Source organism: Caloramator mitchellensis (assembly GCF_001440545.1).
In the GTDB taxonomy this organism is placed as follows: domain Bacteria; phylum Bacillota; class Clostridia; order Clostridiales; family Caloramatoraceae; genus Caloramator; species Caloramator mitchellensis.
This window is the reverse complement of the sequence record NZ_LKHP01000004.1, coordinates 36,116-59,182: the sequence shown is the minus strand read 5'-3', so window position 1 is coordinate 59,182 and position 23,067 is coordinate 36,116. Positions and strand designations below refer to the sequence as shown.

The following is a 23,067-nucleotide window of genomic DNA, read 5'->3' as shown; positions in this document are numbered from 1 at the left end:
TAAAACGAAGGCTTTAACTTAACTTTAACTAGCTAAACAAGAATTTTCAGCAAATTATAACAAATCAAAAACAGAGTCGAAGAATGTTTAATGATTCATCAAAATCTATCAAGATTTATTATAGTTGTAAAATTAATTATATAGAGTAAAATATATGTGAGTTTGATTGACTAAATTTATAGATAAGTATATAATCAAATTACGAACAAATGTTCTTGAGGTGAGGTTATGGGTGAATTTAAAATAGTATCGAATTTTAAACCAACAGGCGACCAGCCTGAGGCGATAGATAAGTTAGTTGAAGGTATATTAAGAGGTGACAGGGCGCAGACACTTTTAGGGGTTACAGGCTCCGGTAAGACGTTTACAATGGCCAACATTATTGAAAGGGTTCAAAAGCCTACCCTTGTTATTGCCCACAACAAAACTCTTGCAGCTCAGCTATGCAACGAGTTCAGAGAATTTTTCCCTAATAATTCTGTTGAGTATTTTGTTAGCTATTACGATTATTATCAGCCGGAGGCGTATGTTCCACACAGCGACACTTATATTGAAAAGGATGCATCGATAAACGATGAAATAGATAAATTGAGACACTCTGCAACATCTGCTCTTTTTGAAAGAAGAGACGTTATAATCGTTGCCAGCGTGTCATGTATATACGGTCTTGGAGACCCGTTTGAATACAAAAACCTTGTCCTTTCTTTAAGAGTGGGAATGGAAAAAGAAAGAGATGCAGTATTGAGAAAACTTATAGATATTCAGTATCAGAGAAATGATATAGACTTTCACCGTGGGACTTTTAGGGTAAGAGGAGACGTTGTTGAAATTTTTCCTGCTTCATCTTCAGAGAAAGCTATAAGGGTTGAATTTTTTGGCGACGAGATAGATAGAATTACAGAAATAGACTATTTAACAGGAGAAATATTGGGAGAAAGAAACCATGTTTCGATATATCCTGCATCCCATTATGCAACATCCATGGAAAAGATAGAAAAGGCAATTGAATCTATTGAAAAAGAAATGGAAGAAAGATATAAATTTCTATTGGATAACGGAAAACTTCTTGAGGCACAAAGACTTGCGCAAAGGACCAAGTATGATATAGAGATGCTGAGGGAAGTTGGATACTGCACGGGAATAGAAAATTATTCAAGACATTTTGACGGCAGAAGTCCCGGGGAACCACCATATACTCTTTTAGATTATTTTCCGGACGATTACTTATTGTTTATAGATGAGAGCCATGTTACTATTCCACAGCTAAGGGCAATGTATGGAGGAGATAAATCAAGAAAGGATAACCTTGTTGAATATGGATTCAGACTTCCTTCTGCATACGACAATAGACCATTAAAATTTAATGAGTTCGAAAAGAAGATTAACCAGGTAATATTTGTGAGTGCTACGCCAGCAGAGTATGAACTTACTAATTCTACACAAGTAGCAGAACAAATAATAAGACCAACAGGACTTGTTGACCCTGAGATTATAGTAAAACCGGTCAAAGGACAGATAGATGATTTGTTTGGAGAGATTAATAAGACAGTATCTTCAGGGTTTAGAGTATTAGTAACTACCCTTACAAAGAGGATGGCTGAAGATTTAACAAACTATTTTAAGGAAGTTGGAATTAAGGTAAGGTATCTCCACTCAGATATAGATACAATTGAAAGAATGAAAATAATTAGAGATTTAAGGCTTGGGGAATTTGATGTTTTAGTAGGTATAAATCTTTTGAGAGAAGGACTTGATATTCCTGAAGTTGCACTTGTAGCTATTCTTGATGCAGACAAGGAAGGGTTCTTAAGGTCTCAAACTTCTCTTATTCAGACAATCGGTAGAGCAGCAAGAAACTCCGAAAGCAGAGTTATTATGTATGCTGATAATATAACTGATTCTATGAGGAGAGCTATTGATGAAACTAATAGAAGAAGAAAAATACAGATGGAGTATAATATAAAACATGGAATAACTCCAAAGACGATAATTAAACCTGTTCATGAAGTGATAGAAGCAACTAAGACAGCAGAGACCAAAGAGGTTTATATTGATAAGAATATGGACATAGATATGCTTATAAGGTCACTTGAAGAGCAGATGAAAAAGGCTGCAAAGGAGCTTGAGTTTGAAAAAGCTGCCGAAATAAGGGATTTAATTAAAGAACTTCAAAAACAAAAGGAAGGCAAGAAAAGATAGTATCTGGAGGTAAAATAATGTTTCAGGATAAAATAATCATCAAAGGAGCAAGGGAGCATAATTTAAAAAATATAGATGTTGAAATTCCAAGAAATAAATTTGTTGTATTAACTGGACTTTCGGGTTCAGGCAAGTCATCACTGGCATTTGATACTATATATGCTGAGGGGCAAAGAAGATATGTAGAATCACTTTCTGCTTATGCAAGGCAGTTTTTAGGGCAAATGGATAAACCTGATGTTGATTATATTGAAGGTTTGTCTCCTGCGATTTCGATAGACCAGAAAACTACAAGCAGAAATCCTCGTTCTACTGTAGGAACAGTAACTGAAATATACGACTATTTAAGGCTATTGTATGCAAGAATAGGTATCCCGCACTGCCCTGAATGTGGGAAGGAGATTAAACAGCAGACTGTTGACCAGATGGTGGATAAGGTTTTAGAATTCCCGGAAAAGACAAAGCTTCAGATATTAGCCCCAGTTGTAAGAGGAAGAAAAGGGGAGCATGTAAAGGTATTAGAAAATATAAAAAAGAATGGATTTGTAAGAGTAAGGGTCGATGGGGAAGTTTATGATATTAATGATGAAATTAAGCTGGAGAAGAATAAAAAACACGATATAGAAGTTGTAATAGATAGAATCGTAATAAAAGAAGGAATACAGTCAAGAATTACTGATTCTATTGAGACTGCATTAAAGCTTTCAGATGGACTTGTAGTTGTGCAGGTTGTAGATGGAGAGGAATTATTGTTTAGTTCAAAATATGCTTGCCCAGATTGTGGAATAAGCATTGGAGATTTAGAGCCAAGGATGTTTTCATTTAACAATCCATTTGGAAAGTGCCCAGAATGCGATGGATTGGGTGTATTGATGGAACTTTCGCCGGATTTAGTGATTCCGGATAGAGAACTTTCTATAAAACAAGGGGCTGTAAAACCTTGGGGAGTTCTTGATGAAACTGGCTGGACCTATGCAGTCGTAAGGGGATTATCAAAACATTATGATTTCAGCCTTGATACTCCAATTAAAGATTTAGATGAAAAAATAGTTAACATTATTTTATATGGAAACAATGGTGAAAAGTTTAAAGTTCAATTTACAAGAAACGAAATAAAGGGTGAAACAGAATATACATTTGAAGGAGTAATTCCAAACCTACAAAGAAGATATAAAGAAACATATTCACAGTATATGAGGGAAGAAATTGAAAGCTATATGTCGGTTAAAAAATGCCATCTATGCAAAGGGGCAAGGCTTAAAAAGGAGAGTTTGGCAGTTACTGTAGGAGGGCTTTCGATTGCTCAAATTAGCGATATGCCGGTTAGAGAAGAATTCGAATTCTTTAACAAACTAAAGCTTACTCAAAGGGAAGAGACTATTTCAAATCAAATAATAAAGGAAATAAAGGCAAGGCTTAAGTTTTTAATTGATGTTGGACTTGATTATTTAACATTATCAAGAGCAGCTTCTACTCTCTCGGGTGGTGAATCTCAGAGAATAAGACTTGCAACACAAATAGGGTCAGGGCTTGTTGGAGTTTTATATATACTTGATGAACCGAGTATAGGGCTTCACCAGAGGGATAACGATAAATTGCTTGGAACATTAAAGCATTTAAGAGATTTAGGAAATACATTAATCGTAGTAGAACACGATGAAGACACTATAAGGTCTGCTGACTATGTTATAGATATTGGACCAGGTGCAGGAGCACACGGTGGGAATATAGTTGCTGCCGGAACTCCTGATGAAATTGCGATGGATGAAAATTCAATTACTGGTCAGTATCTAAGTGGAAGAAAAAAGATTGAAGTTCCAGAAGAAAGAAGAAAGCCGAATGGAAAATGGATTGAAGTTATTGGAGCAAGGCAAAACAACCTTAAAAAGATTGATGTAAAGTTTCCAATGGGGGTATTTACTTGCGTAACTGGAGTTTCGGGTTCAGGAAAGAGCACTCTTGTTAACGAAATACTATATAAAGGAATTGCAAAGAAGTTAAATGGTTCTAAGTTTGATGTTGGAGAGCATGATGAAATAAGGGGAATTGAGTATATTGATAAAATAATAGATATCGACCAGTCGCCAATAGGTAGAACGCCTCGTTCAAACCCTGCTACTTATACGGGTGTATTTGATATTATAAGGGAAGTGTTTGCACAGACTCCTGAGGCTAAAATGAGGGGGTATAAGGCTGGAAGATTCAGCTTTAATGTAAAGGGCGGCAGATGCGAAGCATGTGCAGGTGATGGTATAATTAAGATTGAGATGCAGTTTTTGTCCGATGTATATGTTCCATGCGAGGTATGTAAAGGGAAAAGGTATAACAGGGAGACTCTTGAGGTTAAATACAAGGGTAAAAACATAGCAGATGTCCTAGATATGACAGTTGAAGAGGCACTTGAGTTTTTTGAAAACATTCCAAGGATAAAGACCAAACTTCAGACATTGTATGATGTAGGATTATCCTATGTAAAGCTAGGACAGCCATCAACTCAGCTTTCTGGCGGAGAAGCCCAAAGAATAAAGCTTGCATACGAATTGTCAAAAAGAAGCACTGGTAAGACACTTTATATTTTGGATGAGCCGACAACTGGGCTTCATATTGAAGATGTCCGAAAGCTTATTGAAATAATATACAGGCTTGTAGAAACCGGGAATACTGTTATAGTTATTGAACACAACTTAGATGTTATTAAATGTGCAGACTATATTATTGATTTGGGACCTGAAGGTGGAGATAGAGGCGGACAAGTTATTGCAACCGGAACCCCAGAGGAGATAATAAAGAATAAGAAATCATACACAGGTGAGTATTTAAAAAGATATTTATAATTTAAATGTAAAAAACAAGGCTTGCATTTGCAGGTCTTGTTTTTTACATTATAATAATGGTAAAGGTGGGGAGATAAATGAAAAAAATTATAATTGGAGTTTTTATACTTGGAATATTTATTTTTGCTATATTGGCAGGTCAAATACTGCATTTTGGATGGACAACAAAGCCTTTAAAATCTGACTGTATAATAGTTTTAGGTTGTAAAGTTAGAGGAGAGGAGCCGAGCTATTTTTTAAAGGAAAGACTCGATTTAGCGCTAAGTCTATATAATGAAGGCTATTCAAAGTATATTATAGTTACAGGTGGACAAGGAGAAAATGAAGATGTTTCAGAAGCTGAAGCAATGAAGAGGTATTTAATTAGATATGGTGTTGATAAAAAATTTATAATAGAAGAAGATAAATCTTATTCAACATATGAAAATTTATTTAATTCTGTGGATATAATGAAGAATATGGGATTTAATAGTGCTATAATAGTTTCAAATAAATACCATTTAAAAAGGGCATCTTTAATTGCAAGAAAGATAGGTATGAATGCGACATATTCAGGTTGTTATGTAAAAGAGTGGATTTGGTTTGAAACAGTAGGATTTTTACGTGAGATTATTGCCCTATTAAAATTCTATATTTTGGGTTCGTAGGTGATGATATGAAAGAGATTGCAATGATATTAAAGTTCGTCGTGATTGGATTAATTTATCTTGTGCTTTTCAGGATTATAAGGGTTATGTATTTAGACCTAAAGGGTGTAAAGCCAAAGGGTAATGTTAAAGAATACACTTTAGAGGTTATAGACGCTCCAGAAGAGACGGGGCTGAGCAGAGGGTCTTTTTTCCTGGTTCACAAAGTTCTTTTAATTGGTAGAAATGATGATTCGGATATTACAATTAAAGATCCATACATTTCAGGAAATCATGCAAAAATTTTTGTTAAAAATAATAATTTATACATTGAGGATTTAAACAGCACAAACGGAACATTCTTGAATGGAAAAAGGATAAAGGATTTAGAAGGTATTGATGATGGCGATATAATAGAGATGGGAAGAGTTACATTCAAGGTTGTTGTTTAGGGGAGATTTGGATGGAAAAATTAGAAAAATCGATTTTACATAATATCTATTTTATTATTCTGCTTTTATTCCTGATTTTATCACTATACAAAGGGAATTTTGAAATAGCACCGTTTGTATACGGAGCATTTTCAATAGGATTAACAGGATACGGACATTTTATTGTAAAACGCTTTTTCCCAACTATTGATAAGTATTTGTATATATTATCTGTATTCATTGTTCAGTTTGGGCTTGTAATGTTATACAGGCTTGATTTAGAAAGAGCGCTTAAGCAAATAACCTGGTTTGCAATTGGAATTTCACTTTTTATTTTTATTTTGCTTTTTATGCCTGAAATAAAGAAATTTGAAAAAAGTGAAATTTTTTTTGCTATATTTACGATTGTTATTATAACTCTGCCTTTGCTTATAGGAAGAGAAATAAAGGGGTCGAAGAATTGGATTCAATTTGGGAATTTTAGATTTCAACCTTCAGAACTTGCAAAGATAACCATGATTTTTTATCTTTCGTCTGCAATTAAAAGGATTGAGTCCTATAGGGATGTATTAAAAGTATCCATTCCTGTAATTTTATCGATAGCAATTTTTGTTTTGGAAAAGGATTTAGGCTCATCTTTGATGTTCTTTGGTATTTTTATGACAATGCTGTATATAGGGACGTCAAAGTTGCGATATATATTTTCAGGAGCTTTTTTATTTTCGATAGGTGGATTTATGAGCTATTTTTTATTCAGCCATGTTAGAAAAAGAGTTGATATATGGCTTGACCCGTGGAGATATAAGTTTGGAGCAGGTTATCAAATATGCCAGTCGCTGATTGCAATAGCAAGTGGCGGATTGTTTGGAACAGGGCTTGCTGCAGGTCACCCCGAGGTAATTCCAGAGGTATACACAGATTTTATTTTTTCCGCGATTTCAGAGGAATTTGGATTATTAGGTGCAATAGCACTATTGATGCTGTATTTGCTCCTTATTTATCGAATGCTTAGAACTGCGTTATACGCAAAGGATGATTATTCACGCCTTGTAGCCGTAGGTATTGCAAGTATGTTTGCGTTTCAGGTTTTTGTAATCGTGGGTGGAGTAACTAAGATGATTCCACTAACAGGAATTACGCTGCCTTTAGTAAGTTATGGAGGAAGTTCAATGATAATCAGCTTTGTATCGATTGGAATTTTACAGAAAATATCTGAAATGGGGAATTTAGATGAATGATGAAAGGCTTATTAAAAATATAAAGATTTTAATTATATTTTTTTCGATTTGTTTTTTTTCAATAATAGGGTATTTAACCTATTTTAATATTTTTGTATCTCCATCAGTTGTGATGGATAGTTCAAATCCGAGGATTAAGCTTTCTGAAAACGAAGTTTTAAGAGGCTCGATACTTGATAGAAATGGAAAGACAGTTGCCTATAGCAAAAGGGTAAATGGTGTCCAAAAGAGATACTACAAAAATGGAGAGGCCTTCTCGCATTTGATAGGTTATAATAGCTATATATACGGTAAGACTGGGCTTGAATTAAAATATAATGATGCATTGCAGGGAAGAACTTTTTATTATGATTTTATAGGAAGCATTTTTAGAAATCTTGCTCAAACTTTTCAAGGGGAAAAAAGGGGAAGCGATTTATTTATAACTATCGATGCAGACCTGCAAAATAAAGCCTATAAACTTTTAGGTAATGACAGAGGAGCAGTTGTGGCATTAAATCCCCTAACCGGAGAGATACTTGCGATGGTTTCTACTCCAGCCTATGACCCAGAAGACATCGATAAAGAATTTAAAACCTATAAAGAGGATGTAGATGCAAATCCACTTCTTAACCGAGCTATTATGGGATTTTACCCACCTGGCTCTACGTTTAAAATTATTACAGCAGCATCGGCGCTTGAAAATTTAAAAACAATGGATAACCAAAAATTTAAATGCACAGGCAAATTAAAAATAGGAAACTATGTTTTAAGTGATTTTAATAACGAAGTTCATGGAGCTATTGACCTGGAAAGGGCTTTTGAAGAATCATGCAATTTTACATTTGGAACACTGGGTATGCAGTTAGGATATAATAATTTAAATAAAACAGCAGAAAAATTCCTATTTAACAGGGAAATAAAAACTGATGATTTTCAGATAGGTAAGTCACAATACCAAATAGAGGATAAGAATAGCAAGGCACTATTAGCCCAATCAGCTATAGGGCAGCATGGAGTTGCAACAAATCCACTACATATGGCCCTTATTGCTGCTACCGTTGCAAATAATGGCGTAATGATGAAACCATATGTTGTAAAAGAAATAAAAGATAATTTTGGAGTAGCTTTGAAAATAAATTCGCCCGATGAGATAGGAAGAGCAATCGATGTAAACATTGCAGAAAAGATAAAAAAATATATGCTTGAGGTTGTTGAAGAGGGAACAGGAAAAAGAGCGAGAGTTTACGGAATAAACGTTGCAGGGAAAACAGGAACGGCGGAAATACCAAAAACAACCGATACACATTCATGGTTTGTGGGTTTTGCACCTGCAGAAAATCCTAAAATTGCATTTGCTGTAATTGTTGAAAATGGAGGAACTGGCGGGAAAAGGGCTGCTGAGATAGCAAGAGAAATTATAAGAGAATATTTAAAATAAATATTGTTACCTAAAAGATGGGCAATGACCCATCTTTTTTTGTGACAAACACTTGTTCGATAGTAAAAATTAGTATATACTATATGTAAAGTTTACATAAAGGGGAATAATCATGACTGGTAAAACCCATGTGGGAATAGGAGTGATGTCTACAGTTGTGTTGTCACAATATAATGTTGTAGAATTAACTTTAGGTGGTCTTGTTATATGCGCATTAGCTTCTCTTTTGCCCGATATAGACCATCCTAAGGCTTTTTTGAATAAATATATACTGCCTATTAAGAATAAATCTGTTAAGACGTCTATTTATTTTACAATTGGTATATTCTTTATTTTATTGAATTTATTTTATTTGAATATTAAATACGTTGAAATAATAGGCATTTTCTTTATTTTAACTGGTTTTTCATCACATAGAAATGGAATTACTCATAGTTTGGTGGGATTGATTTCGTTTAGTTCAACCTTTGGTTATGCAGCGAGAACCTATGGTTTTAGGGAATATATTGTCCCATTTTTTATAGGCTATGGACTGCATATATTAGCCGATATGTTCACTAATAGAGGTGTCTCACTGTTTTATCCTTTTAGGAAGAAAAAGTATAAAATGCCAATAACGTTTTCAGTAGGTTCATTTTGGGGAAACCTTTTTGAAGGGCTAATAATTTCAGGCGGATTGATATATTTGACGTTGAAATTGCCAGAAATATTATTGAATATGAAGTAAACAACTCAAGAAGTCAAGAAATCAAGTGAATGTCACTCATGGGGGTGAGTTTGTGTTTGACATTAAAGAAGCATTAAAAAATCTTCCGGATAGTCCTGGTGTTTATATAATGAAAGATGAAAATGGAGAAATAATCTATATAGGCAAGGCGATATCGCTGAAAAATAGAGTAAGGCAGTATTTTCAAAACTCTAAGAATCAGCATCCTAAAGTTAGAGCCATGGTTTATCAGATAAGGGAGTTTGAATATATATTAACTGATAATGAATTGGAAGCTCTTGTTTTAGAGGCCAATTTGATTAAAAAACATAAACCTAAGTATAATATTTTGCTGAAGGATGACAAAAATTATCCGTATATTAAAGTTACACTTACAGAGGAGTATCCACGGGTATTGATGGTTAGAAAGCTTGAGAAGGATGGAGCAAAATATTTTGGACCATTTACTGATTTAAGAGCTGTAAAGGATACATTGCTTTTAATAAAAAAGCTATATAAGATAAGAACCTGCAATAGACAATTATCATTTGGAACTCAAGTTGGAAGGCCATGCCTAAATTATCATATTGGCATATGCTTAGGGCCATGCAAAGGCGATGTTACAAAGGAAGATTATATGAAACAAATTGAAGATGTAATAAAACTTTTATCTGGGAAGCACGATGATGTGTTGAAGGACCTAGAAGAAAAGATGTTTAAGGCATCAGAAAATCTCGAGTTTGAACGTGCAGCCGAGATAAGGGATAATATAAATGCTATTAAGAAGATTCAGCAGAAGCAGAAGATTATATCATCTGCACTTGAGGATGAGGATGTTATTGCATTTGCTAAGGACGATGAAGGAACATGTATACAGATGTTCTATATCAGGGGTGGCAAACTACTGGGGACAAAAAATTTCTATTTCAAAGATATAGAAGAAAATGTAGATGAGCTAATATCTCAATTTTTGGTTCAGTATTATTCAAATGAGGAGTATATTCCAAGGGATATTATTCTGCAAAGTGAAGTTCCTGAAATAAATATAATCGAATATTATTTATCAAGACAGAAGGGAAGTAAGGTTAAGATAAAAACACCTAAGAAGGGAGACAAAAAAGATATAGTTGAAATGGCGCAAAGGAATGCAGAGGCAGCATTGACGCAGATTAAGGCTAAAATAATAAAAGAAAAGCAGAAAACTATAGGAGCACTTGAGGAGCTGAAGGAGATATTAGGTATAGAAAACATACCGTATAGAATTGAGGCTTACGATATATCAAATATCAGTGGGGTTGATATGGTAGGCTCAATGGTTGTTTTTGAAAATGGGGCTCCAAAGAATAAGGATTACAGAAGATTTAAGATAAAAAACCTCCAAGGACAAAATGACTATGCAGCATTAGAAGAGGTTTTGAGAAGAAGATTTAATAGATTTGTTGAAGAAATGAATAGCGACAAGCCAGAACACCAAAAGAAATTCAATATATTACCAGATTTAATTTTGATGGACGGTGGAGAAGGGCAAGTAAATATCGCAAAAAAGGTTTTGGAGGAATTCTCGTTAGATATCCATGTTGCAGGAATGGTTAAGGATGACAAGCATAGGACAAGAGGTTTGATTTTCCAAGGTAGTGAAATAATGATTTATAAAGACTCAAATGCATTCAAACTTGTTGCCAAGGTTCAGGATGAAGTTCACAGGTTTGCTATTGAGTATCATAGAAAATTAAGGTCAAAAAGTGTTGTAAAATCAAGCCTCGATGAGATTGAAGGTATTGGTTCAAAACGAAAAACAGCTCTTTTAAAGCATTTTGGAAGTATCGAAAATATTAAGAATGCGAATATTGAAGAACTTTCAAAAGTTGAAGGAATGAACATCAAGGCTGCAGAAAGGGTATATAATTATTTTCACCAGTAGTTAATTATCAAATTTATTAAAAAGTGATATAATTATAATAAGAAAGTAATCGTCAACAATATTAAGATGGGAGGCGATTTGATGAATCTTGCAGAAAAAATTTTTGATGATATTAGAACATTGCCAGAAAAGGCTCAGGCTGAAGTAATCGAATATATTGAATTCCTAAAATATCGTGAAAAGAAACAACGAGAAAAATTGATGGATCAATTTATTGATGAGAATTTTGAAGCTTTAAAGGAGCTTGCAAAATGATAATGCTTGAATTAGATGAAATTTTACTGTTGCATGAGAAGTTAATAGAGAAAACTGGAGGCAGCCACGGTATTAGAGATATAAATTTGCTGAAGAGTGCATTAGAAAATCCTTTCCAAACATTCAATAATCAAGAACTTTACATTAAAGTTGAAGAAAAAATAGCTGCTTAACCTACTTTATAATCAATAATCATCCAATGATTGATGGCAATAAGCAGCTGGGTGTTTCTCTTTTGGGAATTTTATGCAAATTAAATAATATTGAATTGGTTTATAGTCAAAAAGAATTAGTAGAATTAGGTCTTGGTATAGCTCAAAATAAATTAAAGAAAGAAGATATAGAAAATTGGATAATAGAACATGTTTGTAAACGTAATTTGTGAAGGAAGGTTTTACCTTCCTTTTGTTTTTGGAATGTATATGTATTGAATAAAAATAAGCATAGTGTTAAAATTAAAAAAGCAATTTAGGATAGAGGTGGTTATATGTTTGAAGTGGTTATAGATACACATACACACACTGTTGCTAGCGGACATGCATATAGCACGTTAATAGAAAATTGCACTGAAGCTGCAAAGAATGGAATGAAAATGATTGCTATGACGGACCACGGTCCAGCAATGCCAGGTGGACCACATATTTTTCACTTTGGAAATTTAAAGGTTATACCTGAAGAAATTAATGGTGTTAAGGTTTTGAAGGGTGTTGAGTTAAATATTATTGATTATAATGGTAATGTAGACCTTGATGATGCAAGATTAAGTAAGCTTGACTTTGTTATTGCAAGTTTACATGATGTTTGTATACAGCCAGGTAGTAAAGCAGAAAATACAAGAGCTTTAATTGGGGCGATGAAGAATAAATATGTCTGTGCAATTGCACATCCTGGCAACCCTGCATTTGAGATAGATATCGATGAAATGTTAAAGGCAGCCAAGGAGTTTAATGTTCTTATTGAAATAAACAACAGTTCATTTACAACCTCAAGACCGGGTAGTTACGATAATTGTAAGAGAATCGCTTACAAAGCGCTTGAAAATGGAAATATGCTAACTTTGGGTAGCGATGCACATATATGCTATGAAGTAGGAAGGTTGGATAAGGCTAAGAAGCTATTGCAAGAATTGGGCGCTGATGAAAGATATATAATCAATAGTAGTGTAGAAAAGTTTATGAAATTTGTTGAGGTTAAACGTAAGAGGTAAATTGTCAAACAATTCAAGAACTCAAGAAATCAAGTGAATGTCACTCATAGGAGGAGAAGGATGAAGTTACCGGAGAAGTTTTTAGATAGGATGAAGATGCTGCTGAAGGATGAATATAAAGACTTTTTGGATAGCTATAACGAGGATAGGTATCAGGGAATAAGGGTAAACACTTTAAAAGTTGATTATCAAGAATTCCTGAAGATTTGCCCATTCGATGTAAAGGGTGAGGTGCCATGGGCTAAAAATGGATTATACATAGAAGAGGAAAAGCCAGGAAGACACCCTTACCATGCGGCAGGACTTTATTATATTCAGGAGCCAAGTGCGATGTCGGTTACACCTCAACTTGATATTAAGCCTGGTGAAAAAGTTTTGGATTTGTGTGCTTCACCAGGGGGAAAATCAACTCAGGCTGCATGTTATTTGAATGGAGAAGGTTTATTAGTTTCAAATGAGATTAAATTGAAAAGGGCGCAGATATTGGTTCAAAATATAGAAAGGATGGGAATTAGAAACGCTATAGTAACTAATAACTCGCCTGAAGAGCTTGAAAAAGTTTTTACAGGATATTTTGATAAGGTAATAGTCGACGCTCCGTGCTCTGGTGAGGGTATGTTTAAAAAGGACAAGGATGCAGTAGTTCAATGGAGCATTGAAAATGTATTAGGCTATCAGTCAATGCAAAGAGGGATTATTCAAAGTGCTGCCAACATGTTAAAACCTGGTGGACTGATGGTTTATTCAACCTGCACTTTTTCTGTTGAAGAAGATGAATTTATTATAGACGAGTTTTTGAAAAAAAATAGAAATTTTGAATTAGTTAATATCGAAAAGAAAAATGGATTTGTGCCTGGTTTTTATGAAATTTTAGACAACATTGAGCTCAAAAAAGCTGCAAGGCTTTTTCCACACAAATTAAAGGGAGAGGGGCATTTTCTTGCTCTATTAATGAAAAAAGATGGAGATGTTAAGGACATTAAGGAGTTTAAAACCAATGTGAAAAGGCAAAACTTAGAAGAGTTCAATAGATTTGAAAGGGAATATTTGAACATTAAATTTGAAGATGAAAGGCTTTTGATGCGCGGTGATAGATTATACTATTTGCCTGATGAGGCGTTTGAATTAAATGGATTGAATGTTCTAAGGCCTGGAATTTTAATTGGAGAATTTAAAAAGAATAGATTTGAGCCAGACTACGCTCTTGCAGCGTCATTAAAGGTCAACCAAGCAAAGCTCAATATTAATTTATCTACAAAAACAAGCGATGCTGACAAGTATATTGAGGGGTATACATTAAACGTTGATAAACCCGACGGATGGTATCTTGTTGAAGTGGATGGATATTCATTGTCATGGGGTAAGGTTTCAAAGGGAGTATTGAAGAATTATTTCCCAAAGGCTTTAAGATGGTGACAAATAAATTGTATGAGCATATTATAATTTATATAGCTTAATACTTATCAGGGAGTTGAAGATATGAATTTAGATGTTGTAAAAAAGGAATTGCTTAATATTTTCAATAATAACATATTATTTGACGAGCCGATGAAGAATCATACTTCGTTTAAGGTAGGAGGACCAGCGGATATACTTGTTATACCTGAAAACAAGGAACAACTAATCAGCGCGATTAGGATTTGTAATGACCAATCAGTTCCTTTTATGATAATAGGCAACGGTTCTAACCTTTTAGTTAAAGATGGAGGAATCAGAGGAGTTGTAATTAAAACTTCACATCTAAACAAAGTCTGGGCGGAGGGTGATAGAATTTTTGCCGAATGTGGTGCAACTCTTGCAAAGGCTTCAGCAGAAGCGCTGAAAAATTCGCTGAAAGGTATGGAATTTGCATCAGGTATACCAGGAAGCGTTGGCGGAGCGATTTTTATGAATGCAGGCGCATATGGGGGAGAAATTAAAGATATTGTTGAAAAGGTTACAGCTGTTGATTTCAACGGTAATATCATTAATCTTTCTAACGAAGATTTGAAATTTGCTTATAGAAGTTGTATAGTTCAAAAAGAAAAATTAATCGTTTTGGAGGTTGAATTTAAACTTTCAAAGGGAAACTATGATGAGATTAAAGCTCTGATGGAGGATTTAAATAAAAGACGCTCAGATAAACAGCCTTTGAATTATCCAAGTGCAGGAAGTGTATTCAAAAGACCCGAAGGGTATTTTGCAGGCAAATTAATAGAAGATGCAGGGCTCAAGGGAATCAGTATAGGCGGGGCAATGGTTTCAGAAAAACATGCAGGTTTTATAATCAACTATAACAACGCAACTGCTGACGATGTTCTAAAGCTTATAAAAAAAGTTCAGGATGTTGTTTTAGATAAGTTTGGAGTAAAATTGGAAACAGAGGTTAAGATTGTTGGAGAATAGGGCTTAGCCCTATTTTTTTTGTTTGCAAAATTTTAAGAATAATGAGATAATTAAAATGATTGAAATTTTTCAAAAATTAAGGGGGATGTAAATGAAATTAAGAAGTGCCATTCTTCAAATGAAACCTTATACTGCAGGAAAACCAATCAGCGAAGTAAAGAGAGAATTAGGTTTAGATGATATTATAAAACTTGCATCGAATGAAAATCCATTAGGATGCTCCGAAAATGTAACAAGGGTTATCAATGAACTGTCAACTCAAGTTAATCTCTATCCTGATGCTTCTAATTTCGAATTAAAAAAAGAGCTTGCAAATCAATTAAATGTTAATCCAAATCAGATTTTTTTGAGCACAGGTTCAGATTCAATTATAAGGGCAATATGCTCAATTTTTATAGAGCAGGACGAAGAAAGCATTATGGGTGAAGTGTCATTTCAAAGATATGAAGATAATACAAAATTGATGGGTGGAAAAGTCGTTAAGATTCCAATGAAAAACCATGGATTGGATTTAGAAAGAATGGTTGATTCTATAACGGATAAGACAAGGATACTTTGGTTTTGCACACCTAATAATCCAACTGGCTCAATGATATCAAAGCAGGAGCTTCTTAGCGTTATAGATAGAATCCCTAAGGACGTAATATTTGTAATGGATGAAGCTTACTATGAATATGTCGATGATGAAAACTTCCCACAAACAATACCTATGCTTGATAAATATCCAAACATGATTATTTTAAGAACATTTTCAAAGGCTTATGGACTTGCAGGGTTAAGAGTTGGATATGGAATCGCAAGTGAGGAAATAGCTAAATATATTAACGCAGTTATTGGGCCTTTTGATGTGAATTTGATTGCACAGAATGCTGCATTAGCTGCACTTAAAGATAAAGATTTCCTGAATAGAGTTGTTACACTTAACAGGGAGGCACGTGAATATTTTTATTCAGAATTTGAAAAAATGGGACTTGAATATATTAAGAGTCAAGCAAATTTTGTAATGGTTAAAATTAATACCGACGACAAGCTAATCTTTAACGAATTATTAAAAAAAGGAGTAATTGTCAGACCTGGCTATTTATTTGACATGCCAGGCTGGCTAAGAGTTTCAACTGGAACAATGGAACAGAATAAAAGATTTATTAGTGCTCTAAAAGAAGTATTAGCATAAATTTGAATTAGCAATTTTATGAAATCCCATGATATGATTTTATCAGGCAGCTTTATTGAACCACTTAAAATAAGCGAAGCCTGTGAAATCATTCTTGGGATTTTAAATTTTTATAAGTATTTCAAAAAAAGGGATTGATACTTGTTTTATTTGATATTTTTTATGTAAATAATTATAATGTGTGTAATAACTTTTGACAATGTTGTTTATATTTACTATAATTAAATAATGAGAGTAATTATCAATTAGGAGGTGCGCCATGAAAGTTAAGATATTTGCTTTATTGCTAGTAGTGGGTTTAATTTTTACATCATGTGCTAAAACTGTTCAAAAACAAAACGTGATTTATACAACAATTTATCCTGTTTATTCAATTGCAAAATTTATTGCTGGAGATAAAATAGAAGTGGAAAGAATTGTTAAAGGAGCTGCTGAGCCACATTCTTTTGAACCTCAAACTCAGGATATTGCAAAAATGATAGACGCAAAGGCAGTATTATATTTAGGAATTATTGATGAGTGGGCAAAAAAGGCTTCAGAAGGTGGCAATGAAAACGTATTTAAAGTTTCTGAGGGAATAGTTTTTGTTGATGATGACCCACATGTTTGGACATCACCAAAGAATGCTATTGTCATTGCTCAAAATATTAAGAATGCGTTGATTGCAATCGATGAGCAAAATAAGGGCGTTTATGAAAGAAACTATGATGAATTTGTTGATAAAATGCAAAAACTTGATTATAAAATGAAGGCAGAAAAAACAAATTTTAAACGTTCTGATTTTGTTATTGCACATCCTTCATTTGGATATTTAGCAAGGGAGTATAATTTAAATCAAATTTCTGTTACTGGTCAGGAAGAGGTGGAGGAACCATCTCCTAAACTCGTTTCGGATATAATAAATTTTATTAAGGATAAAAACATTAAGCATATTCTTTATGATAGAACAGAAAATGAAAATATAATAAGACCGATAATAGAAGCGACTGGGGTTCAAAAGATTGAAATTTATGGAATGGGAGCAGTTCCAAGCGATATAGAAGAAAAAGATAATTTTATAACTCTAATGGAAAAAAACATAGATAATATAATAAAAGCATTAAAGTAGGTGTTTTAAATGATTGAATTAATCGACGTAAATTTTGAATTTCAGGATAAGGTGGCTCTAAAGGACATAAATCTTAAGATTGATAGGAGTGAACTTGCAGTTATAGTTGGACCTAATGGTTCAGGTAAAAGCACCCTTGTTAATGTGATATGTGGTATATATGCTCCTGTAAGCGGTAAAGTTGTTTTATTTGATAGAGAAGATTATTCAGAATTAAGAAAAAAAATATCATTTGTTCCTCAAAAAGTTTCAAGTTTTAATCAGCTGTTTCCAATAAGCGTCAAGGAAACAATTCTTTTAGGATTAGTTTCAAAGCGAGGATATTTCAGAAGCTATACTAAAGAAGATATGAAAAAAGTTGATGAAATACTTGAAATGTTGGCTCTTAGCGAAGTAAAGGATAAACAGCTTGGCAAACTTTCAGGAGGGCAGCAGCAGAGAGTTTTTATTGGAAAGGCATTGATTTCAGAGCCCGAATTATTAATTTTGGACGAACCAACAGTAGGTATAGATTCTAAATCGGAGGAGCTTTTATATCAACTTCTATTAAACGAAAAGAAGAAAAATACTACTATTGTTATGGTAACCCACGATATTTTTGCAATAAAAGATTACGCGGATAAAGTTATATGCATGAAAGACGGGCAAATATTAACTATCTGCAACGCTCAGGAGTTTTCAACTCAAAAATACAAAGAAATTTATGTAAATGACTAAAGGATGTGTTCATATGCTACAATATGCATTTATGCAAAGGGCATTTATAGCTGGAATTATTATTGCAATAATTGCACCTTTGATTGGAAATTTTATTATATTAAAACGTTTTTCGCAAATTGGGGATACTTTATCTCATAGCGCCATACTTGGGGTTGCAATAGGACTTTTAATTGGCTTTAACCCTCTTTTTGGTGCTCTTCTTTCGACTATACTTTTTGCAATTCTACTTGAAAGAATAAGAAAGGGATTTAAAGGTTTTGCTGAGATTTCACTGTCAATAATTACAATGGCATCACTTGGTTTATCTGCAATTATTTTTAGCAGACTGAAAAGCTCTGCAAATGTTATGAATTACTTATTTGGAAGTATTGTTGCAATTTCTAAAAGCGATATTTATATTATATTATCGATTGCTATTCCAACAATTTTTATTACATATTTATTGAAAAAGGAATTATTATATATTTGCTTTGATGAGGATGGAGCTTATGTTTCTGGAGTTAATGTGAAATTATTAAATTTAATTCTAAATATACTTGTTGCTTTAGTTGTAGGCATATCGATAAGAATAGTAGGTGGATTTTTGATTTCAGCGTTATTAGTTGTTCCAGGCGCTATAGCAATGAAGCTTGCAACAAATTTTAATAGGCTTCAAATATTATCTATAATTATATCAATTTTTGCGGTTATAAGTGGAATTATTTTGTCATTTTATTTTAATATCTCTCCTGGAGGAAGTATTGTTATTGTTTTTACAATTCTTTTTGTCCTGGCTGAGTTTTTGAAGAAAAGGGTATAACAGAAATAAAAAAATAGTTATAAAAGACATGCAAACTTATAAAAATACTTGCATGTCTTGTTTATTTTTTATTCAAAAAATGTGATATAATAATATAAATACCCTTTTTAACGGAGGAATGAATATGAAGGTAACTGCTGATTATCATACTCATACTATATATAGCCATGGAAAGGGGACGATTAGAGATAATGTAGTAGCTGCAATTAATAAAGGCCTAAAGAGAATTGTTATAGCAGACCACGGGCCAGGTCATTTAACCTACGGAGTTTCTAGAAAAGGCTTGAAGAAAATGAGACAGGAGATAGATGCACTTAAAGAGGAGTTTAAAGATATAGAAATTCTTCTTGGCGTTGAGGCCAATATTATAAATTTAAATGGCGACCTCGATGTTGATGATGATGTCCTTAAAACGATAGATATTTTACTTGCGGGTTTTCATAACGGAGCAATGTTTAGCACACTAAAGGATTGGAACGAAATTTTTATAAAAAATAAAATTTCAAGAATGCTTCCAATTTGGAGAGATGAATGCAGAATAAACAATACGATAGCTGTTGTTAAGGCACTTAGAAAATATAATATAGCTATATTGACTCATCCAGGTGCAAAAATGGATATTGATACAAGAGAGGTTGCAAAAGTTGCAGCAGAAACAGATACTTTACTTGAAATTAACAGTAGTCATGGTTTTTTAAATGTAGATTATGTTAAAATTGCGATGAAGGAAAAAGTAAAATTTGTTATAAACAGCGATGCGCATAAACCTTCAGATGTTGGAAATGTTGATAATGGGATAGCAATAGCGTTAAGAGCAGGATTGCCATTTGATAGAATAGTTAATATTGAAGAATAGGCTTTTGGCCTTAAGGGGGAATTTGAATGAATTTTGTTATAGTAACGGGGCTTTCAGGTGCAGGCAAATCTCAAACTGTGAGATTTTTAGAGGATTTTGGTTACTTTTGTATTGATAATTTACCTCCATCCTTGATACCAAAATTTGCAGAAATTTGCTCGCAGACGCAGGGCAAAATAGAAAAGGTAGCTATAGTAATAGATATTAGAGGAAGGGAATTCTTCAATGACCTGTTTAAGAGTTTAAAAATGCTTCAAAATATGGGATATAATTACGAAATATTATTTTTAGAGGCAAAGGATGAGGTTTTGGTTAAAAGATATAAGGAAACAAGAAGGAATCATCCGCTTGCACACGATGGGAATATATTTGAAGCAATAACAAGGGAAAGAAACAAATTATCAGAAGTTAGGAATCAAGCAAAGCATATAGTTGATACAACGGACCTTTTACCAAGGCAATTAAGAGAAGAACTTGAAAAGATATTTGTGGAGGGAGAAACATTTGAAAGTCTTGTAATCACGGTATCTTCCTTCGGTTTTAAATATGGTATCCCAATAGATGCCGATATTGTATTTGATGTCAGATTCCTTCCAAATCCTTATTATATAGAGGAGCTAAAGAGGTTTTCGGGGCTTGAAGATAATATAAGAGATTATGTTCTTCAGTGGCCGGAGGCAAATGAATTCCTTAATAAAATAAATGAAATGCTGGAATTTTTAATACCGCATTATATTAAAGAGGGTAAATCAAGGCTCGTTATTGCAATAGGATGCACTGGAGGAAGGCACAGGTCGGTTGTTCTTGCGAGTGAAATATTTAATAGCTTGAAAAAAAATGGGCATACAGTTTTAATAACTCATAGAGATATAGGAAAAGACGTATCAGGAGAGATTAAAAGATGAGTTTGTTTGATTGGATTAAACCAGGTTTAAACTTAAAAAGATGGATTATAATGGGGACTTTAGGGGTATTGGTATTTATATTAGGTGTCTCTAAGCTACTTTTCAGGGGAGCTATTTTTGACTGGTATTTTTTGCTCTATTTATACATTACGATTATAGGTATTATGTTCATCTATATTTCAACAAAATTTATTTTTAAGAGCATATTTGCTCTTTTTATGGGAGCTGCTAATAACAATGGATTAAACAGGCATAAAATTGAAGAACTTTTATACGAACAAAGACTGTTGATAAGAGGACCGCGGATTGTAGCGATTGGAGGGGGAACCGGACTTAGCACTATGCTAAGAGGTTTAAAGGAATATACCTCAAACATTACAGCGATTGTTACTGTCGCTGATGATGGCGGCGGCAGTGGAGTTCTAAGAGAATCCCTTGGGATACTGCCTCCTGGGGATATCAGAAACTGCCTTGTCGCACTTGCTAATACTGAACCTTTAATGGAGGAATTGATGCAATACAGGTTCAAGGAAGGGAATTTAAAAGGTCAAAGCTTCGGCAATTTATTTATTGCGGCTATGAGTGGAATATCATCAAATTTTGAAGAGGCAATAAAAAAGATGAGCGATGTTTTGGCGGTGCAGGGGAAGGTTTTTCCGGCTACATTATCCAATGTCACCCTTTGCGCAAAACTTGAGGATGGAAGCATCGTAAGAGGGGAATCGAAGATTCCAGAAGCTGCGCTTGAGAAAAAAACAAAGATTGAAAGTATTTATCTTGAACCTGGGGATGTAAAACCACTTGAGGAAGCAATTATGGCAATTGAAAGCGCTGATTGTATAATTATGGGGCCAGGAAGCCTTTATACCAGCGTCCTTCCAAACCTTGTAATAAAGGAAATTGCTGAAAGTGTGAAAAACTCAAAGGCTATAAAAGTTTATGTATCGAATATAATGACTCAACCTGGAGAAACAGATGGATATAAATTATCAAATCATCTTGAAGCCATAGAAAAGCATTGTGGAAAGGGAATAATAAACTACGTTATTGCGAACAATGGGAAAATACCTGAGGAATATTACGAAAAATATATAAACGATGGTCAGTATATTGTGGAGACTGATTTAGAAAATATAGATGATGATATATTTGTAATTCAGGAGAATTTTGTGGATATAAATAAATATGGTTATCTTAGACATAATACTAGAAAATTAGCAAATACAATTATGAGACTTGTATTAAAGCAAGTATTTCCTAAGAATAGAAGAAGAATATTAGATTATTATTATCTTTCAGAAAAAATAAAGGATAAAACGGAGGTGTAAAAGTGTCCTTTTCTTCAAATGTTAAAAATGAACTTTGTAGAATCACTGATGATAAAGAATGTTGTATGACTGCAGAATTATCAGCAATAGTTAGATTGAGCGGAATCATCAATATTAATGCAAAACAGGGGTTGAGCTTTAGAATTACAACTGAAAATCCTGCTATAGCAAGGAAGGTTTTTTCTTTGCTAAAATCTTTATTCGATGTCCATGCTGATATTTTGGTAAAAAAGAATAACCTGCTAAAAAAGAACAACATTTACTATATAGTTGTAAATTCTGAGATGAAGGCCCAAAATATTTTAATCAAACTTGGTATTCTAAGGGAAGGACATGAGGGCAGTATTAGCTTTAACAACAAGATAGGCAGTGAAGTTATTAAAAAGGCTTGCTGCAAAAAGGCATATATAAGGGGAGCGTTTTTAGCATCGGGCTCAATTAGCAATCCAGAAAAAACTTATCACCTTGAATTTGTATCTAATAGCTTTGAACAAGCTGAAGATTTGATGAAACTACTAAACTCATATGACCTTGGTGCAAAGATAATTCAAAGAAAAAACAATTATGTTGTATATCTTAAAGAAGGAGACAAGATAATTGACCTTTTAAATATAATAGGTGCGCACGGTGCGCTGCTTGAACTTGAAAATGTTAGAGTATATAAAGAGATGAGGAATAATGTCAACAGGCTAGTAAATTGCGAAACTGCAAACTTAAACAAAACAGTGGATGCTGCAGTTAGGCAAATTGAATCTATAAATATGATTAAGGAAAAAATAGGACTAAGGAAGTTACCACCTAATTTAAGAGAGGTTGCGGAGTTGAGACTTAATTATCCTGATATATCACTAAAGGAATTAGGGCAAATGCTAAACCCGCCTATTGGTAAATCGGGTATAAATCATAGATTAAGGAAAATTGAAAAAATAGCCGAAGAACTTAGGGATGAATAGGA

General features: G+C 33.6%; 22 protein-coding genes. All 22 read left to right on the top strand.

Going from position 1 to position 23,067, the window contains the following annotated elements; translation table 11 throughout:
• The first annotated feature begins 228 nt into the window (after nt 1-228).
• Nucleotides 229-2,199 (top strand): excinuclease ABC subunit UvrB, encoded by a 1,971-nt coding sequence (uvrB, locus tag ABG79_RS04495; protein WP_057977584.1) that lies wholly within the window; start codon nt 229-231, stop codon nt 2,197-2,199.
• 17 nt (nt 2,200-2,216) lie between these two features.
• Nucleotides 2,217-5,033 carry an excinuclease ABC subunit UvrA gene (uvrA, locus tag ABG79_RS04490; RefSeq protein ID WP_057977581.1) on the top strand — a complete coding sequence of 939 codons (2,817 nt, stop codon included), beginning with the start codon at nt 2,217-2,219 and terminating at the stop codon, nt 5,031-5,033.
• Nucleotides 5,034-5,110: 77 nt separating this feature from the next.
• On the top strand, nt 5,111-5,680 hold the full coding sequence (locus ABG79_RS04485; RefSeq protein WP_057977579.1) for a YdcF family protein: 570 nt from the start codon (nt 5,111-5,113) through the stop codon (nt 5,678-5,680).
• A gap of 8 nt (nt 5,681-5,688) precedes the next feature.
• The gene (locus tag ABG79_RS04480; RefSeq protein WP_057977577.1) at nt 5,689-6,111 is read left to right on the top strand and encodes an FHA domain-containing protein; all 423 of its coding nucleotides are present in this window, start codon (nt 5,689-5,691) and stop codon (nt 6,109-6,111) included.
• An 11-nt stretch (nt 6,112-6,122) separates the two neighbouring features.
• Nucleotides 6,123-7,328: an FtsW/RodA/SpoVE family cell cycle protein gene (locus tag ABG79_RS04475; protein ID WP_057977575.1), complete on the top strand. Its 1,206-nt coding sequence runs from the start codon at nt 6,123-6,125 to the stop codon at nt 7,326-7,328.
• The gene (locus ABG79_RS04470; RefSeq protein ID WP_057977572.1) at nt 7,321-8,748 is read left to right on the top strand and encodes a peptidoglycan D,D-transpeptidase FtsI family protein; all 1,428 of its coding nucleotides are present in this window, start codon (nt 7,321-7,323) and stop codon (nt 8,746-8,748) included. The genes ABG79_RS04475 and ABG79_RS04470 overlap by 8 nt, the downstream gene beginning before the upstream one ends.
• A gap of 145 nt (nt 8,749-8,893) precedes the next feature.
• A complete protein-coding gene (locus ABG79_RS04465; RefSeq protein ID WP_160318217.1) occupies nt 8,894-9,475 on the top strand; it encodes a metal-dependent hydrolase in 582 nt (193 codons plus the stop codon).
• Nucleotides 9,476-9,527: 52 nt separating this feature from the next.
• Entirely contained in the window at nt 9,528-11,375 is a 1,848-nt protein-coding gene (gene uvrC, locus ABG79_RS04460; protein WP_057977568.1) for an excinuclease ABC subunit UvrC, read from the top strand.
• Nucleotides 11,376-11,456: 81 nt separating this feature from the next.
• Nucleotides 11,457-11,630: a DUF2281 domain-containing protein gene (locus ABG79_RS12380; protein ID WP_152978212.1), complete on the top strand. Its 174-nt coding sequence runs from the start codon at nt 11,457-11,459 to the stop codon at nt 11,628-11,630.
• Nucleotides 11,627-11,803, top strand: a complete 177-nt coding sequence (locus ABG79_RS12790) for a Fic family protein (protein WP_341408320.1) — start codon at nt 11,627-11,629, stop codon at nt 11,801-11,803. The genes ABG79_RS12380 and ABG79_RS12790 overlap by 4 nt, the downstream gene beginning before the upstream one ends.
• A 26-nt stretch (nt 11,804-11,829) precedes the next feature.
• Nucleotides 11,830-12,015 (top strand): hypothetical protein, encoded by a 186-nt coding sequence (locus ABG79_RS12785; RefSeq protein ID WP_341408318.1) that lies wholly within the window; start codon nt 11,830-11,832, stop codon nt 12,013-12,015.
• 102 nt (nt 12,016-12,117) lie between these two features.
• Nucleotides 12,118-12,837: a phosphatase gene (locus ABG79_RS04450; protein ID WP_057977566.1), complete on the top strand. Its 720-nt coding sequence runs from the start codon at nt 12,118-12,120 to the stop codon at nt 12,835-12,837.
• A gap of 60 nt (nt 12,838-12,897) precedes the next feature.
• Nucleotides 12,898-14,253, top strand: a complete 1,356-nt coding sequence (locus ABG79_RS04445; protein WP_057977564.1) for an RsmF rRNA methyltransferase first C-terminal domain-containing protein — start codon at nt 12,898-12,900, stop codon at nt 14,251-14,253.
• Nucleotides 14,254-14,316: 63 nt separating this feature from the next.
• Nucleotides 14,317-15,222, top strand: a complete 906-nt coding sequence (gene murB, locus ABG79_RS04440; protein ID WP_057977562.1) for a UDP-N-acetylmuramate dehydrogenase — start codon at nt 14,317-14,319, stop codon at nt 15,220-15,222.
• Between the two features lie 91 nt (nt 15,223-15,313).
• Entirely contained in the window at nt 15,314-16,396 is a 1,083-nt protein-coding gene (hisC, locus tag ABG79_RS04435) for a histidinol-phosphate transaminase (protein ID WP_057977560.1), read from the top strand.
• Nucleotides 16,397-16,655: 259 nt separating this feature from the next.
• Nucleotides 16,656-17,504 (top strand): metal ABC transporter substrate-binding protein, encoded by an 849-nt coding sequence (locus ABG79_RS04430; protein WP_057977559.1) that lies wholly within the window; start codon nt 16,656-16,658, stop codon nt 17,502-17,504.
• Nucleotides 17,505-17,513: 9 nt separating this feature from the next.
• The gene (locus ABG79_RS04425; RefSeq protein WP_057977557.1) at nt 17,514-18,221 is read left to right on the top strand and encodes a metal ABC transporter ATP-binding protein; all 708 of its coding nucleotides are present in this window, start codon (nt 17,514-17,516) and stop codon (nt 18,219-18,221) included.
• Nucleotides 18,222-18,234: 13 nt separating this feature from the next.
• Entirely contained in the window at nt 18,235-19,023 is a 789-nt protein-coding gene (locus ABG79_RS04420; RefSeq protein ID WP_057977555.1) for a metal ABC transporter permease, read from the top strand.
• Nucleotides 19,024-19,147: 124 nt separating this feature from the next.
• Nucleotides 19,148-19,879 carry a PHP domain-containing protein gene (locus tag ABG79_RS04415; RefSeq protein WP_057977553.1) on the top strand — a complete coding sequence of 244 codons (732 nt, stop codon included), beginning with the start codon at nt 19,148-19,150 and terminating at the stop codon, nt 19,877-19,879.
• Nucleotides 19,880-19,905: 26 nt separating this feature from the next.
• Nucleotides 19,906-20,784 carry an RNase adapter RapZ gene (gene rapZ / locus ABG79_RS04410; RefSeq protein WP_057977551.1) on the top strand — a complete coding sequence of 293 codons (879 nt, stop codon included), beginning with the start codon at nt 19,906-19,908 and terminating at the stop codon, nt 20,782-20,784.
• Nucleotides 20,781-22,112 (top strand): gluconeogenesis factor YvcK family protein, encoded by a 1,332-nt coding sequence (locus tag ABG79_RS04405; RefSeq protein ID WP_057977548.1) that lies wholly within the window; start codon nt 20,781-20,783, stop codon nt 22,110-22,112. The genes rapZ and ABG79_RS04405 overlap by 4 nt, the downstream gene beginning before the upstream one ends.
• Nucleotides 22,113-22,114: 2 nt before the next feature.
• Nucleotides 22,115-23,065 (top strand): DNA-binding protein WhiA, encoded by a 951-nt coding sequence (gene whiA / locus ABG79_RS04400; protein ID WP_057977544.1) that lies wholly within the window; start codon nt 22,115-22,117, stop codon nt 23,063-23,065.
• Nucleotides 23,066-23,067 lie beyond the last annotated feature (2 nt).

Bases quoted from the DNA above. Each gene is read 5' to 3' on its own strand.
- uvrB (WP_057977584.1), top strand. From the start codon at position 229: ATGGGTGAATTTAAAATAGTATCGAATTTTAAACCAACAGGCGACCAG.
- uvrA (WP_057977581.1), top strand. From the start codon at position 2,217: ATGTTTCAGGATAAAATAATCATCAAAGGAGCAAGGGAGCATAATTTA.
- ABG79_RS04485 (WP_057977579.1), top strand. From the start codon at position 5,111: ATGAAAAAAATTATAATTGGAGTTTTTATACTTGGAATATTTATTTTT.
- ABG79_RS04480 (WP_057977577.1), top strand. From the start codon at position 5,689: ATGAAAGAGATTGCAATGATATTAAAGTTCGTCGTGATTGGATTAATT.
- ABG79_RS04475 (WP_057977575.1), top strand. From the start codon at position 6,123: ATGGAAAAATTAGAAAAATCGATTTTACATAATATCTATTTTATTATT.
- ABG79_RS04470 (WP_057977572.1), top strand. From the start codon at position 7,321: ATGAATGATGAAAGGCTTATTAAAAATATAAAGATTTTAATTATATTT.
- ABG79_RS04465 (WP_160318217.1), top strand. From the start codon at position 8,894: ATGTCTACAGTTGTGTTGTCACAATATAATGTTGTAGAATTAACTTTA.
- ABG79_RS12380 (WP_152978212.1), top strand. From the start codon at position 11,457: ATGAATCTTGCAGAAAAAATTTTTGATGATATTAGAACATTGCCAGAA.
- ABG79_RS12790 (WP_341408320.1), top strand. From the start codon at position 11,627: ATGATAATGCTTGAATTAGATGAAATTTTACTGTTGCATGAGAAGTTA.
- ABG79_RS12785 (WP_341408318.1), top strand. From the start codon at position 11,830: ATGATTGATGGCAATAAGCAGCTGGGTGTTTCTCTTTTGGGAATTTTA.
- ABG79_RS04450 (WP_057977566.1), top strand. From the start codon at position 12,118: ATGTTTGAAGTGGTTATAGATACACATACACACACTGTTGCTAGCGGA.
- ABG79_RS04445 (WP_057977564.1), top strand. From the start codon at position 12,898: ATGAAGTTACCGGAGAAGTTTTTAGATAGGATGAAGATGCTGCTGAAG.
- murB (WP_057977562.1), top strand. From the start codon at position 14,317: ATGAATTTAGATGTTGTAAAAAAGGAATTGCTTAATATTTTCAATAAT.
- hisC (WP_057977560.1), top strand. From the start codon at position 15,314: ATGAAATTAAGAAGTGCCATTCTTCAAATGAAACCTTATACTGCAGGA.
- ABG79_RS04430 (WP_057977559.1), top strand. From the start codon at position 16,656: ATGAAAGTTAAGATATTTGCTTTATTGCTAGTAGTGGGTTTAATTTTT.
- ABG79_RS04425 (WP_057977557.1), top strand. From the start codon at position 17,514: ATGATTGAATTAATCGACGTAAATTTTGAATTTCAGGATAAGGTGGCT.
- ABG79_RS04420 (WP_057977555.1), top strand. From the start codon at position 18,235: ATGCTACAATATGCATTTATGCAAAGGGCATTTATAGCTGGAATTATT.
- ABG79_RS04415 (WP_057977553.1), top strand. From the start codon at position 19,148: ATGAAGGTAACTGCTGATTATCATACTCATACTATATATAGCCATGGA.
- rapZ (WP_057977551.1), top strand. From the start codon at position 19,906: ATGAATTTTGTTATAGTAACGGGGCTTTCAGGTGCAGGCAAATCTCAA.
- ABG79_RS04405 (WP_057977548.1), top strand. From the start codon at position 20,781: ATGAGTTTGTTTGATTGGATTAAACCAGGTTTAAACTTAAAAAGATGG.